Origin of the sequence: Paraburkholderia sp. DD10 (assembly GCF_049177125.1) — a bacterium.
GTDB lineage: Bacteria > Pseudomonadota > Gammaproteobacteria > Burkholderiales > Burkholderiaceae > Paraburkholderia > Paraburkholderia terricola.
Map to the genome: position 1 here is coordinate 1,020,166 of NZ_CP185392.1, position 13,737 is coordinate 1,033,902.

13 protein-coding genes are annotated in these 13,737 nt (G+C 64.2%); 3 read left to right on the forward strand and 10 right to left on the reverse strand.

Annotated features, from left to right (window positions below; genetic code table 11):
* Nucleotides 1-126 precede the first annotated feature (126 nt).
* Nucleotides 127-2,022: a hybrid sensor histidine kinase/response regulator gene (locus tag ACOCG7_RS04750; protein WP_073430878.1), complete on the forward strand. Its 1,896-nt coding sequence runs from the start codon at nt 127-129 to the stop codon at nt 2,020-2,022.
* 239 nt (nt 2,023-2,261) lie between these two features.
* Here the strand turns inward: ACOCG7_RS04750 and ACOCG7_RS04755 are convergent, their stop codons facing one another.
* The 7 genes from ACOCG7_RS04755 to ACOCG7_RS04785 all read right to left on the reverse strand — a co-directional run bounded on the left by ACOCG7_RS04755 (nt 2,262) and on the right by ACOCG7_RS04785 (nt 6,932).
* A complete protein-coding gene (locus ACOCG7_RS04755; protein ID WP_073430879.1) occupies nt 2,262-3,056 on the reverse strand; it encodes a response regulator transcription factor in 795 nt (264 codons plus the stop codon).
* A gap of 330 nt (nt 3,057-3,386) precedes the next feature.
* Nucleotides 3,387-3,572, reverse strand: a complete 186-nt coding sequence (locus ACOCG7_RS04760) for a hypothetical protein (RefSeq protein ID WP_073430880.1) — start codon at nt 3,570-3,572, stop codon at nt 3,387-3,389.
* A complete protein-coding gene (cydB, locus tag ACOCG7_RS04765; protein ID WP_073430881.1) occupies nt 3,547-4,551 on the reverse strand; it encodes a cytochrome d ubiquinol oxidase subunit II in 1,005 nt (334 codons plus the stop codon). Before cydB ends, ACOCG7_RS04760 begins: the two co-directional genes overlap by 26 nt.
* A 36-nt stretch (nt 4,552-4,587) precedes the next feature.
* A complete protein-coding gene (locus tag ACOCG7_RS04770; protein ID WP_421377008.1) occupies nt 4,588-6,000 on the reverse strand; it encodes a cytochrome ubiquinol oxidase subunit I in 1,413 nt (470 codons plus the stop codon).
* 127 nt (nt 6,001-6,127) lie between these two features.
* Complete coding sequence (locus ACOCG7_RS04775; protein WP_159442586.1) at nt 6,128-6,292, reverse strand: hypothetical protein; 165 nt, start codon at nt 6,290-6,292, stop codon at nt 6,128-6,130.
* A 33-nt stretch (nt 6,293-6,325) separates the two neighbouring features.
* On the reverse strand, nt 6,326-6,613 hold the full coding sequence (locus tag ACOCG7_RS04780) for a helix-turn-helix domain-containing protein (RefSeq protein ID WP_083086272.1): 288 nt from the start codon (nt 6,611-6,613) through the stop codon (nt 6,326-6,328).
* Entirely contained in the window at nt 6,600-6,932 is a 333-nt protein-coding gene (locus tag ACOCG7_RS04785; protein WP_073430884.1) for a type II toxin-antitoxin system RelE/ParE family toxin, read from the reverse strand. Before ACOCG7_RS04785 ends, ACOCG7_RS04780 begins: the two co-directional genes overlap by 14 nt.
* Before the next feature lie 614 nt (nt 6,933-7,546).
* Here ACOCG7_RS04785 and ACOCG7_RS04790 point away from each other — a divergent pair.
* On the forward strand, nt 7,547-8,380 hold the full coding sequence (locus tag ACOCG7_RS04790) for an NAD-dependent epimerase/dehydratase family protein (RefSeq protein WP_073430885.1): 834 nt from the start codon (nt 7,547-7,549) through the stop codon (nt 8,378-8,380).
* Nucleotides 8,381-8,407: 27 nt separating this feature from the next.
* Nucleotides 8,408-9,700, forward strand: a complete 1,293-nt coding sequence (locus ACOCG7_RS04795) for an MFS transporter (RefSeq protein WP_421377011.1) — start codon at nt 8,408-8,410, stop codon at nt 9,698-9,700.
* Nucleotides 9,701-9,806: 106 nt separating this feature from the next.
* Here the strand turns inward: ACOCG7_RS04795 and ACOCG7_RS04800 are convergent, their stop codons facing one another.
* The 3 genes from ACOCG7_RS04800 to garL all read right to left on the reverse strand — a co-directional run bounded on the left by ACOCG7_RS04800 (nt 9,807) and on the right by garL (nt 13,656).
* Nucleotides 9,807-11,819: a glycoside hydrolase family 28 protein gene (locus ACOCG7_RS04800; protein WP_421377013.1), complete on the reverse strand. Its 2,013-nt coding sequence runs from the start codon at nt 11,817-11,819 to the stop codon at nt 9,807-9,809.
* 110 nt (nt 11,820-11,929) lie between these two features.
* Complete coding sequence (locus ACOCG7_RS04805) at nt 11,930-12,859, reverse strand: 2-hydroxy-3-oxopropionate reductase (RefSeq protein ID WP_421377557.1); 930 nt, start codon at nt 12,857-12,859, stop codon at nt 11,930-11,932.
* Nucleotides 12,856-13,656 (reverse strand): 2-dehydro-3-deoxyglucarate aldolase, encoded by an 801-nt coding sequence (gene garL, locus ACOCG7_RS04810; RefSeq protein WP_073430888.1) that lies wholly within the window; start codon nt 13,654-13,656, stop codon nt 12,856-12,858. The genes ACOCG7_RS04805 and garL overlap by 4 nt, the downstream gene beginning before the upstream one ends.
* Between the last annotated feature and the right edge of the window lie 81 nt (nt 13,657-13,737).

The window sequence follows — 13,737 nt, forward strand, 5'->3', positions numbered from 1 at the left end:
TGGGCTCCCAAGGCCCGCGTCGCCGGGCGCCCGCGCCTTATCACCGTATCCGCCATGCCCGATGCCGTGCACCGGACCGGAGTCAGCGCTGAAGCGCCGAGGCCGAACGATAAAGGAGACCGCGCAATGCGGGCCGAGCCTATCCAGCATGCAATCGACGAAGATCTGGTGCGCGTGCTGTACGCGCAAGATCCGATTGCGTTCTTTTCGCACTGGTTCTCGATCGCGGTGCTGGTGGCGATCTACTGGCCGGAGATACCGTCGCCGCCGCTGTTCATCGCGTGCTTCGGGTTTTATGCGGCCGCCAATTGCGGCAGCCTCGCACTGTGGATCTGCAACCGGCGCTATCCGCAACTCGTATCGCCGCGCGGCTGGATCTATCTGCATGCGGTACGCGGCGTGTTGCTTTACAGCGCGCCGGGCCTCGCGGTGTGGTTCGCGTTCCAGAGCCCGCAAACGGATTTGCCGCTGCTGCATACCGTGCTGCTCGTCACGCTGGCGGCCGGCGTGTTCATGTCGAACGGCTTCGACCTGCTCAATTTTTCGACCGCCATTCCGTTCCTGCTGTTTCCGTCGATCGTGCTGCATGTCGGCACGCATACGTTCGACCGCACGATACTCGCCATCGTCCTCGCGTTTTTCTTCTTCGCGATCAACGTCTATGCGTTGAGCTATCGCAAGCTGTTCCGGCAGGTCGTGCAGGCGCGGGTCGATCAGCAGTATCTGGCGGAGTCGCTGGCTGTGCAAAAGCACGTCGCCGAAGAGGCGAGCCTCGCCAAAACCCGCTTTTTCGCCGCGGCGAGCCACGATTTGCGTCAGCCCTTGCACGCGATCGGCCTGCTCGCGGCCTCGCTCAACGATGCGGCGGCGACACCGGCGCAGCATGCCAAAACGGCCGAGCACATCGTCTATAACGTCGAGGCGTTGAATCAGCTATTCAACCAGGTGCTCGATCTCGCGCGGCTCGAAAGCGGCGTGACCCAGGTGATCCGGCTGCATTTCCGGCTTTCCGAACTGTTCGAGCGCGTCGGCAGCCAGTACCGGCCGCAAGCCGCCGCCAAGGGACTCGCGCTGCGGATCGCGCCGACCACGATGGTCGTGCACGACGATCCGGTGTTGCTCGAACGCGTGCTGAGCAACCTGCTCTCGAACGCGGTGCGCTATACCGAGGAAGGCGCGATCTGGCTGGGCTTTCGTCGCGCGGGGCGGCAAGCGGGCGGGTATATCGAAGTGCGTGATTCGGGCATCGGCATTCCCGTCGAGGAACATGAACGCATCTTCGAGGAGTTTTATCAGGTCGCCAATCCGCAGCGCGATGCACGTCAGGGGCATGGCCTGGGGTTGCCCACGGTGAAGCGGCTGGTCGGCATGCTGGGCGGCGAATTGCAACTGCGCTCGGCGCCGGGGCGCGGTTCGGTGTTCCGCTTTCCGGTGCAGGCGGGCGACGCCCGCGGCATCGTGGCGAGCCTGAATGAAGCGGTGGCGGGCGGTCCTTCGGCGCAAGGGCGGCGCGTGCTGTGCATCGACGACGAACCGTCGATTCTCGAAGGCCTCGCCAGTTTGCTGGGACGCTGGGGTTGCACCGTGCGCGGCGCGCGCGACGAAGCCGCCGCGCTGGCGGCGCTCGAGGACGGCTTCGTGCCGGACGCCGTGCTATGCGACTACCAGTTGGCGCATCACCGCACCGGCGCGCAGGCGCTGACCGCCGTGCGCAACGTGCTCGCGCGCGCGGGGCATGAAGGCGTGGTGACGCTGCTGATCACGGGCGATATGGCGTCGGCGGAACTGGCGGCGCTGGCCTTGCAGGGGATTCCCGTGCTGCATAAGCCGGTCACGCCGGCGCGCTTGCGGCGCACGCTGGAAATGCTCTGGCAGCAGGCGGAACTGGATAAGAGACGGGCGGCGGCCACGCCGGAATTGCGCGCGGATGGAACGGGAAATGAGCCGGGGAGTTGGGCGGCGCCGGGCGGGGTGGGGCAAGTGGCGGGCCAGTCGGCGAGCGGCGCGAGGTTGGGGGCGTAGGGATAGTCGCAGGGATTGGGGAGTGGAGGGACGCGGGAGGGAAGCGGATGCCAGGCGCGGACGCAAGCGGCAAGCGCTAGCCGGAGCGTTAAACAATGCGCCGCTCGCCGGCGTTCGCTGCGCCGATTGCTGCCGTTCGTCGCACCGCTCGCCGGCGTTCGCCGCGCCGCTTGCTGCCGTCCGTCGCACCGCCTGCCGGCGTTCGCCGCACCACTTGCCACCGCCCGACACCCGCCCGCCTACAACGTTTTCCCCGCTTCGAGCCAGCCGTTGATCACCGCGATCGCCATCGACCGGTTATGTACGCCGAGCGCCCGGAAGATGACCGACAGGTGCACCTTGACCGTGCCTTCCGCGACGCCGAGTTCACGCGCGATCATCTTGTTGGTCCAGCCGCGATGCACGAGCCGCATGATGTCCTGCTGGCGCGGCGACAGGTTTTCCAGCAAATGCTGTTGATGCGGCTGCAGCGCCGGCAGTTGCGTGATCGGCTCGGTGAGCGCCGTCGCGCCTTGGCCCGCGCCCCGCGCGCTTGCCTGAATGCCCGCCTGAGCGGTAATCGGCATGCTGCCCAGGCTGGATGACCCGGCGGCGCCGTCGGCGCAGACCGGCGCGGCTTGCGCTTCGCGAGAGCCCAGCAGACTGAGTGCTTCCATCGGCACATACGCGCCGCCGGAAAGAACGAGTTCGATCGCCTTGAGCATCACGCTGGCGGGCTGCCGCTTCGGCACGAAGCCGAGCGCCCCGGCGGCCAGCACCGCACGCATCTCGTCGGGCGACTCCTCGGCGGACAGCACGACCACCGGCAACGCGGGATTCGCCGCCAGCAGCGTCTCGAGCGACGACGCGCCGCTCATGCCCGGCATATGCAGATCGACGATCGCCAGATCGTGATCGGCGTCGGGCCGCGCGGCGGTGGCGAGCGTTTCCCAGCTATCGGCTTCGTCGAACTGGGCGTCGGGATCGAGACCGCGCAGCATTCCCTTGACGCCTTGCCGGATCAGTTCATGGTCGTCGGCCACAAGAAACTTCATGATGTCTCCGCGAGTCGAGCCTGCGCGTTGTGGGCTACCGCCGTTGTAGCGTCTCGTTTTACTTCTATTCTCGTGAATTGCATCATTGCCGGCTACCCCGCGATCCTATACCGATCGGCGGCGCGGCGAACCTTCCGGCCCGCCGCGCACGTGACTATTTATTTATATGATCGCCGGCTGTTTAGATGCACCACGTTGTCGCTAAGGTTGGTCTCCCGCGCACAGGTTCCGGCTTGCTAGGTAGACGAGCCGCGAGCGCCGTTTTTGAAGCCGTGCCTAAGGGATTCCGCAGGTTATGCGCGCCGGATCGAGGCGCGCGACAACGGGCCTTTATTTAACGGCAAATAGCGTCGCATTCATCAGGAGCTTGAACGCGAAGCCGAGCGACATCGCCGAGGCCACGCCGAAGCACCATAGCGCGATGAACCACAGCCAGCCGGGCAGCTTCTTGCGCGCCGGCGTTTGCGCGCCGGCGCCGCCCTCCGCGTGCTTAGTGATAGTGATGTTGGTCGTCATGACGCACCTTGCCACGAAATACCCAGTAACCCATCGTCGTATAGGCGATGATGATCGGCAGAATCACCGCCGCGCCGACCAGCGTGAACATCTGGCTCGAACGCGGCGCGGCGGCCTCCCATAGCGTCATGCTCGACGGAATCGCATACGGCCACAGGCTCACCAGCAGCCCCGCGTAACCGAGCAGCACGAGCAGCAGCGCCAGCACGAACGGCGTGTTGTCATGCCGCTCACGCACCGCGCGGCGCATGAAGAACACGCAGACCGCAACCAGGAACGGCACCGGCAACAGCCGATAGAAGAGGCCGTCATGAAACCAGCGTTGCGCGATATTCGGGTCCTGCAGCGGCGTCCACACGCTGACCATCGCGATGAAGCCGAGCAGCACCATCGTCAGCGGCCATACCACGCGATGCAGGCGGCGTTGCAGATCGCCTTCGGTCTTCGCGACCAGCCAGCAGCAGCCGAGCAGCGCATAAGTGACGATGAGCCCGAGTCCCGTGAGCAGGCTGAACGGCGTGAGCCAGCCGAAGGCGTCGCCGGCATAACCGCCGTCGATCACCGGGATGCCTTGCAGGAACGCGCCCAGTGCGATGCCCTGGAAGAACGTCGCGCCCGCCGAACCGCCGATGAACGCGAGGTCCCACATAGGTTTCGTGCGATTGGCCTTGGCGCGAATCTCGAACGAGACGCCGCGAAAGATCAGGCACACGAGCATGAAGATCAGCGGCAGATAGAGCGCGGACAGCACGGTCGAGTAAACCACCGGAAACACCGCGAACAGGCCGGCGCCGCCGAGCACGAGCCAGGTTTCGTTGCCGTCCCACACCGGCGCGACGGTGTTCATCATCAGATCGCGTTCCTTCTCGTCGGGGAAGAACGGGAAGACGATGCCGATGCCCAGGTCGAAGCCGTCCAGCACCACGTACATGAAAAGGCCCAGTGCGATGATCGCGGCCCACACTACGGTTACGTCCATTGTCTTTCTCGCAAGCAGCTAGTGAAGCGGGTGGGTTCAGGCCGCGTCGATCATGTGATCGGCGGCGGAGAGCGGGCGGCGCGCGGTCTGGTTCGGCGAATGCTCCGGCGCGTCGTGCGGCGTTTGTCCGGGTAACGGCGGACCGGAGCGCATCAGCTTGAGCATGTAATAGACGCCGGTGCCGAACACCAGGAAATAGACCACCACGAAGGTCATCAACGAGATGCCGACCTGCTGCGTGGTGAGCGGCGACACGGCTTGGGAAGTGCGCATCACGCCATAGACCACCCACGGCTGACGGCCCGCCTCGGTGGTGACCCAGCCGGCCAGCAGCGTGATGAAACCGGTCGGGCCCATCAGCACGGCGAGATGCTGGAACCACCTGGCCTCGAACAGCCGTTCACGGCGGCGCAGCGCCCAGCCGATCAGCGACATCAGGATCATCAGCATGCCGAGGCCGACCATGATGCGAAAGCTCCAGAACACCACCGTCGAGTTCGGCCGGTCTTGCGGCGGAAATTCCTTCAGGCCGCGGATTTCGCCGTCCCAACTGTGCGTGAGGATCAGGCTGCCCAGGTGCGGAATCGACACCGCGTAGCGCGTGGTCTCCGCCTGCATGTCGGGAATACCGAACAGGTTCAGCGCGGTGCCGCCTTTTTCGGTTTCCCACAGACCTTCTATCGCCGCGATTTTCGCGGGCTGATACTCGCGCGTGTTCAGACCGTGCTGATCGCCGACGACTGCCTGGAGCGGCGTGAGGATCAACAGCAGCCAGAGCGCCATCGAGAACATCTTCTTGACGGCCGGATCGCGCCGGCCGCGCAACAGGTGCCATGCGCCCACCGCCGCCACCACCAGCCCCGCGACGATGAACGCGGCGAGCGCCATATGCGCGAGCCGGTACGGGAACGACGGATTGAAAACGATCTTGAACCAGTCGAGCGGCACGACCCGGCCGTTCACCACTTCGAAGCCTTGCGGCGTTTGCATCCAGCTATTGGACGCGAGAATCCAGAAGGTCGAGATCAGCGTGCCGACGGCGACCATCAACGTGGCGCCGAAGTGTGCGCGCGGACTCACGCGCTGCCAGCCGAACAGCATGATGCCGAGGAAGCCCGCTTCGAGAAAGAACGCGGTCATGACTTCGTACATCAGCAGCGGTCCGGTGACCGGGCCGGCGAAGCTCGAAAAACCGGACCAGTTGGTGCCGAACTGATAGCTCATCACGACGCCGGAGACCACGCCCATGCCGAAGGCCACCGCGAAAATCTTCGACCAGAACAGGCAAAGATCCTTGTAATACGTCTTGCCGGTTTTGAGCCAGCGCCATTCGAGCACGGCGATGAAGCTCGCGAGGCCGATACTGAGCGCCGGAAAAACGATGTGAAAGGAGACGGTGAACGCAAACTGGATGCGGGCGAGGTCGAGTGCCGAGAGAGCGGAGTTCATGAGCGTGAAGTGCGTGATGCCCGCGAGGGCGGACTACGCGCGTCGACCGGTGTCGGTGCGCACTGCGCTGGGCAGATGGGCGCAAGAGTAGGGGATGAGCGAATTTTCTGCTGCGACGCGACGTGCGTCAAAAAACCGCCTTGTTTTGCGTGAGTTTCGGATTCTTATGCCGCAAGCCTTTGATGGGCATCAAGTTTTTCTTATAGCGTCGTTGCTGCTGCTTGACGCGATCAGGCGAAAACTGCGGCAATCGACCGCGCTGCAACAACGCCGCGAAGCCGCGTTCGCGCATTCAACCGCGCCGGATCAGATCCGCTCCCGCGGCTTATGCGATCGAGATGAACAACTGCTTGCCGCACGCGGCCGCGTACCTGCGCAATGTGTCGATGGAAGGCGAGTGCCGCCCCGAGGCCAGCGCCCGTTCGAGCCGCGTGATCGCCGGTGCTTTCGTGCCCATGCGCTCGGCGACTTGCGCCTGCGTCAAGCCGGCCTCCCGGCGCGCCGCGAGCATCTGGTCGAGCAGCGCGAATTCCTCGCGGTTGAGGCGTTCATATTCGGCGCGTACTTCGGGGTCGGCGAGCGCCCGTTCGCGCATGGCCTCATAGGTTGCCATTTCTGATCTCCAGTAGTCTTTTGCGCGCCACGTCCAGTTCGTTGCGCGGCGTTTGTTGCGTCTTCTTCACGAAGCAGTGAAGCATGACGATTTTCTGTTCCACGATTGCGCAGTAGAACACTCTGGCGATTCCCTCCGCGCCTTTCAGGCGCATTTCGAACAAGCCGCCGCCCATTGAAGCGGTGTGCGGCTCGCCGAGATTCGGGCCGTATTCCTCCATGCGGTCGGCCAGCGCGATGAAGCGCGCGAGCAGCGTTTTCGGCAGCGAGGCGACGTTGACTTTGACCTTCTCGTTGTAGAAGTCGATCGTAAATGCCATTGAACTTGATAATAACAAATATGTTATTGACGCGCAAGCTGACGGCTATGACGGTTGCCGTGAGCAAGCAACCACCGCCCGGCATTGCGCGGCAAGGAATCGAACGACAGGAGGAGGGCGAAAGCTGGACCGCGATGAGCGGTTACGACGGCGTCGGCGCAACCAGGTGTTCGGTGTCGGCTAGATGGTTTCGTGCGGGACGCGACGGCGGCGCGGCACGAATGCGGATCTCCTTTTTTGCAGCGGCAAACTCGATAGGAAGGGATGGCTGATCGAGGCCAGCTCGCCACCAACCGACGATAGCCAGATCCGAACCGGCTTTCCATTAGCCGGTTAGCTAGCCAATCGGCCAGTGACAGCGCGTGACGATTGCGACGCGCTTCCTAGTTATACGATGTCACATCAATTTATGTGGTATCAGCCGTTTATCGGCAACGGCGCAACCGTCGAAAGCCCAAAAATAATACGGGTAAATGCCTAGTTGAAATCCGTCTTTCCATCGTTGATAGTACGTCGTCGTACAACAAGCACGGAAATTTCATCGAGGCCGTCGTGGCCTTCCCGCTTGCTGTCTCAAGTCTGCTCGCGCACGGCGCAGTAAAGGAAGGAAGCTTATGAAGAAGATTGCCCTGAGTGGGGCCGGTGGCCAGCTGGGCTCGGTAGTGCGTGCGGCATTGGTCGCGCGCGGCACGCCGTTGCGCTCGGCCGCCGGTTCGAAGCCGCTGGTTCCCCTGGTGGAAGGCGAGGACGTGATGCACGGCGATCTGCGCGATTCCGCCGTCGTGGATCGCCTGCTCGATGGCGTCGACGTGTTGATCCATTTCGCGGGGACCAGCGTGGAGCGCCCGCTGCCCGAAATCATCGAGAACAATCTGCGCGCGCTCGTCGAAGTGTACGAAGGCGCGCGCTGGCAGGGCGTGCGGCGCGTGGTGTTCGCCAGTTCGAACCACGCGATCGGCATGTATCCGGTCACCGAACAGCTCGGCCTCGACTGCGCGCTACGCCCGGACGGCTTCTACGGCTTGAGCAAGGTGTGGGGCGAAGCGCTGGCGAGAATGTACTGGGACAAGCACGGCATCGAAAGCGTTTGCGTGCGCATCGGCAGTTGCCTCGAGCGGCCCACCGAGCCCCGGCATCTGAGCACGTGGTTCGGACATCGCGACCTGCTGCATTTCATCGACCGTTGCATCGAGGCGGAAGACGTTGGGTTCCTCACCGTCTGGGGCGTCTCGGCCAACACGCGTAGCTGGTGGGACAACAGCGGCGCCGAGCGCCTGGGCTATCGGCCGACGCAGAACGCCGAGGACTACGCCGCGGAAATCCTCGCGCGCCCGAACCCGCTCGACGCGTTGGGCCAACGCTTCCAGGGCGGCAGCTTCGTGGGCATCGATTATTCGCGCGACGACGCCGGCCCGGATGGCGCGGCTTCGCGCGCAAGGTCCGTCTGACCGGTTAAAGATCAAGGAGACGTAGTCATGAAAATCAAGGGCATCCGCTGGTGGATGGTCAGCCTGGTCGCCGCCGGCCTCATCATCAATTATCTCGCGCGCAACACGCTGTCCGTCGCCGCGCCGACCTTGATGAAGGACCTTCATATCACCACCGAGCAATACTCGCATGTGGTGGTGGCGTGGCAGCTTTGCTATGCGTTCATGCAACCGGTCGCGGGATATCTGCTCGACACCATCGGCACCAAGATCGGCTTCGCCGCCTTCGCGATCGCGTGGTCGCTGGCCTGCGCCGCGGCGGCATGGTCGACCGGCTGGCAGAGCCTCGCGTTCTTTCGCGGCTTGCTCGGCGTCGCCGAGGCGGCCGGCATTCCGGCCGGCGTGAAGGCGACGAGCGAGTGGTTCCCGGCCAAGGAGCGTTCGGTGGCGATCGGCTGGTTCAACATCGGCTCGTCGATCGGCGCGCTGCTCGCGCCGCCGCTGGTGGTGTGGGCGCTGCTGCACGGGCAATGGCAATGGGCCTTCGTGATCGTCGGCGTGGCGGGGATCGTGTGGAGCGCGGTGTGGATGCTGCTGTACAAGCATCCGCGCGACCAGAAGCTGCTGGGCGACGCCGAACGCGATTACATCCTGAGCGGGCAGGAGGCGAAGCACAGCGACGCCGGCGCGCCGAAGCGCAGTTGGGGTGCGATGCTGGGCAGCCGCCACTTCTGGGCGATCGGCATTCCGCGCATTCTTTCCGAGCCGGCCTGGCAAACCTTCAACGCATGGATTCCGCTGTACATGATGACCGAGCGGCACATGAACCTGAAGGAAATCGCGCTGTATGCGTGGATGCCGTTTCTTGCCGCCGACATCGGCTGCGTGCTCGGCGGCTACCTCAGCCCGCTGTTTCATAAGTACGCGAAGGTCTCGCTGTTCACGTCGCGCAAGATGGTTTTCGTCGTCGGCGCGCTGTTCATGATCGGGCCGGCATGTGTCGGGCTGGTCGAGAGTCCCTATGTGGCGGTGGCGCTGCTGTGCGTCGGCGGATTTGCTCACCAGACGTTGTCCGGTGCGTTGTACGCGATCACGTCCGACATGTTCGGCAAGAACGAAGTCGCGACCGCGACGGGCATGGGCGGCATGGCGGGTTACCTGGGCGCCGCCGCGTTCACGGCGCTGTTCGGCGTGCTGGTGACGCAGGTCGGCTACAGCCCGCTGTTCGTCGTGCTGGCGGTGTTCGACATCGTTGCGGCTGCGGTGGTGTGCCTGCTCGCGAGAAGCGCCGACAAGACGTCCGAGCCGCGTTGGGTGGCGGCGAGCGCGGCGGCGAAGTGAGTCGCGAGCGGCGGATTCGTTAGCGGATCGGCGGCGTGACGGAAATGAAATGGCGGCGTCCTCGGACGCCGCCATTTTTTTTCTGGGCTTCGGTTGGATGACTCGCTTAGCGCTGATCCACCACCGTGGTGTTGTAAGTCGTCGATCCGATCACCACGTTCTTCAACGTGATGCCGTTGACGTTGTAGGCATAGATCGGTCCGGGCGTCGTCGAGGTCGCAGGTCCGGCGGCGACCGCCGTCCCCAGGTTGCAGTTCGAGATCGTGACGCCGCTGATCGGCGGAACCGCCGGCGCGGGAGCCGGGCCGTTGTAGTCGAAGGCGACGGGCCCCTGGGCCACGATCGCCTGAAAACACGAGCCTGTTACGCCGTTGAGCGTGACGTTGCTCGCCTGCACGTTCGAAATGTTCACGTTCTGCACGACTGCGGCACGCGTGCGAATAGCGTCGTTGGCCGGCTGATAATCGCAGTCGAACGTGATGAGGCCGCCCTGCGCCGCGGAAGGATTGGCCGCCGTCGCCGTGACGACGCCCAAGGGCACCGTGCCGTTGATCGGACTGCCGGCGAGCAGCGCACTGCCGTAGCCGCTGGCTTTCAGGCTGACGCCGTTGGGCAGCGTGACCGTATCCACGTAGAAGTTCTTCACGAAGCCGCCGCGATTCATGTTCGTCTTGATGCGAATCGCGATGTTCAGCGGATTGGTCGCCCAGTTCTGATTGAGCATCTGCAGATTGCGTGCGTAGATGTTCTGCACGCCGCCGCCCATTTCGCTGCCGAGCGTGATGCCGCCATGCCCGCTGTTCATCGTGCAGTTCTGGATCACGTGATTCTGCGCGGGACCATACTGCGTATCCTGGTCCTTGCCGGACTTGATCGCGATGCAATCGTCGCCGGTGTTGAACGTGACGTTGTCGCACAGGACGTTGTCGCACGCGTCGGGATCGAAGCCGTCGTTATTCGGGCCGATGCTGTTGGTGGTCACCCCGCGGATCACGACGTTCTTGCAATCGGTGGGGTGGTGCTGCCAGAACGGCGTGTTGTTGGTGCAATAGTTTTCCATCAGCACGTTCGTGCAGCCGATGAATTCCACCATGCACGGACGCAGATAATGCCCGATGCCGAAGATCCGCTGGGCGATCGGAACGCCTGCCTCCGAGAGCGCGGGCAGATAGTTCTGATCTTCCTGCCACGGTGTCGTGGGGCTGGTCAGTTGCGCATAAAGCGCGTCGGAAATACCCGGCGCCGCGATCTTGAGGTCGACATTGTTCGGGTTGAGATAGACCTGCGAGGGCGTCGACGAATTCACGCAGCCGTATGCGCCATTCGATCCCTTGTAGGTCCACCAGCAGGTGGCTGTGTTGCCGCTGCCGGCGAACGGTGTCATGGCCTGGCCGTTGAGCACCGAGGTGGCGTCTTCGCCGGTGAGCGCAATGTTGGTCTCGTTGCGCGCGTAGACCGGTGAGCCGTAATTCAGGCAATCGTTTGCCTGCCAGCGGCTGTAGAACAGCTTGCCGTTCGCGCCGCAGTCGACCGGGCCGTCCTTTGCGTAGTCCGCCGGGTTCGGGCTGAAATAGATCGTGCAATTCGCGCTGAGATGAAAGTTCACGTTGCTGAGCAGCACGATCGGCCCGGCGCAGTACCAGGTGCCCGACGGCACGACCACGCGGCCGCCGCCGGCCGCATTGCAGGCCTGAATCGCGGCAAGAAACGCGGGGCGGGAGTCGAACGACGCCGCGGCGTTGGTTTGTCCGGAGCCGGGGCTGGCGAGCGAGGCCGCGCCTGTATAGGGGTTGGTCGCGGCGACGACCGCGCAAGGCTGCGCGCCGTATTGCGTGACGACATAATCGCGCGCGGCAAACATCGATTGAGTGACGCCCTGCAACGACGCGATGATCCGCGTCGCGGCGCCCGAGGTGCCCCAGATCGGGTCCTGCACCACCGGCGGCGCGGACCCTGCGCTAACCGAGCCGCCGCAGGCCGACAAGCCGCCGAGCAGGGTTGCGCCCGCTGACGTTCCTGTCAGCACGATAAACGCCCTGCGTGTCGGCGAATCGGGTCCGCGTTGATTGTTGGCTCTCGATGCTGCCGGCTTGCCGCTGTTTTTATTGATGATGGCCACGCATGTCTCCTTGCCCTTTGCGGGCGTTGTCGGTAATCGCCAGAAATGAAAGCGCCGCCCCCTTTCCCTGTCGAGAAAGCGGGGCGGCGCTGTACATGAGGGTTTGGGGCTTAAGCGGTTTGCTGGCCGATTTCGTGATTGGCGAGCACTTCGAGCGCACGCACCATCGCGGAGTGGTCCCAAGCCTTGCCGCCGTGCGCCGCGCACGCGTTGAAAAGCGCCTGGCAGGTGGCCGTATTCGGCAGCGAAACGCCGAGCGCTTGCGCGGTGGAGAGCGCGAGATTCAGATCCTTCTGGTGCAGTTCGATCCGGAAACCCGGATCGAAGGTGCGCTTCGTCATCCGCTCGCCATGCACTTCGAGAATGCGCGACGACGCGAAGCCGCCCATCAGCGCCTCACGCACGCGCGCCGGATCGACGCCTGCCTTCGACGCGAGCAGCAAGGCCTCGCCGACCGCCTCGATCGTCGCGGCGACGATCACCTGGTTCGCCACCTTGCACACCTGTCCCGCGCCCACGCCGCCGATCAGCGTGACGTTCTTGCCCATCATGTCGAAGAGCGGCTTGACGCGCTGGAAGCTCGCCGGCTCGCCGCCCACCATGATGGTCAACGAAGCCGCCTTGGCGCCGACCTCGCCGCCCGACACCGGCGCGTCGAGATAGTCCGCGCCGCGCTCGCGCACGCGGGCCGCGAACTCGCGCGTCGCCATCGGCGAAATCGAGCTCATGTCGACCACCGTTTGCCCCGCGCGCAACGCGGCGGCGAGTCCGTGTTCGCCGAACAGCACGCGCTCGACGTCCGGCGTATCGGGCACCATGATGAAGATCACGTCGGCGTGCGCGGCCACCGCAGCGGGGCTATCGCACGCGAGCGCGCCGGCCTGCGTGAGGTCGTCCGGCACGCCGCTGCGCGTAAACGCCGCGAGGCTCACGCCGTTCTTGAGAAGATTCGCGGCCATGGGCTTGCCCATGATGCCGAGTCCGATGAAACCTGCTTTTTGCATGGAATTCTCCGTGGATGTCGTGGCGGCCGTGTCTATTGCTGGCCGGCCTGTTTCTGCATGAAGTGTTTCTGGACCGTCTGCGCGGCGTTTTTCAAGAGCCCCATATCGGCACACACGGCGATGACGCGGCAGCCCATCGAGAGATAGCGTTCCGCGTCGGCCTGCACCGGGGCGAGAATGCCGCTCGCCTTGCCCGCGGCCTGCGCGCGTTCGAATACGCGCGCAATCGCCTGCTGCACGTCGGGATGAGCGGGATTGCCGAGGTGGCCATACGCCGCCGCGAGATCGGACGGTCCGACGAAGACCGCGTCGACGCCGTTCACGGCGAGAATTTCGTCGATCGATTCGACGGCTTTGCGGCTTTCGATCTGCACGATGACGCAAACGTTGTCATTGGCGATGTTGAAATAATCGGCCGCCGTCGCGTAGCGATTGCCGCGGTGGCTCACCGAGACGCCGCGAATGCCCTGCGGCGGGTAGCGCGTCGCGGCGACGGCGCGGGCCGCGTCTTCGGCGCTGTCGACGAACGGCACGAGAAAGTTGGAGAAGCCGCTGTCGAGAAGCCGTTTGATGAACACGCTATCATTCGCCGGCGGCCGCACGACCGGGGCGCTCACGCTGTCCTTGAGCGCCATCAACTGGGGGATCAGCGTCAGGACGTCGTTGGGCGCATGTTCCGCGTCCAGCAGCATCCAGTCGAAGCCGACCACGCCGAGCAGTTCCGTGACAATCGGACTGGCGAGCGATGCCCAGCAGCCGATCAGGGTCTCGCCGCCGCATACGGCGCGACGAAAACTATTGGGTAGAGACTGGTAAGGCGTGACGGCTGGCATGGGACGTTTCCTCGAACTGCGATTGATCGGGCGGGCGCTGATGTCTGCAGGACGACATGTTATAGGTCGTCGTACGTCTTG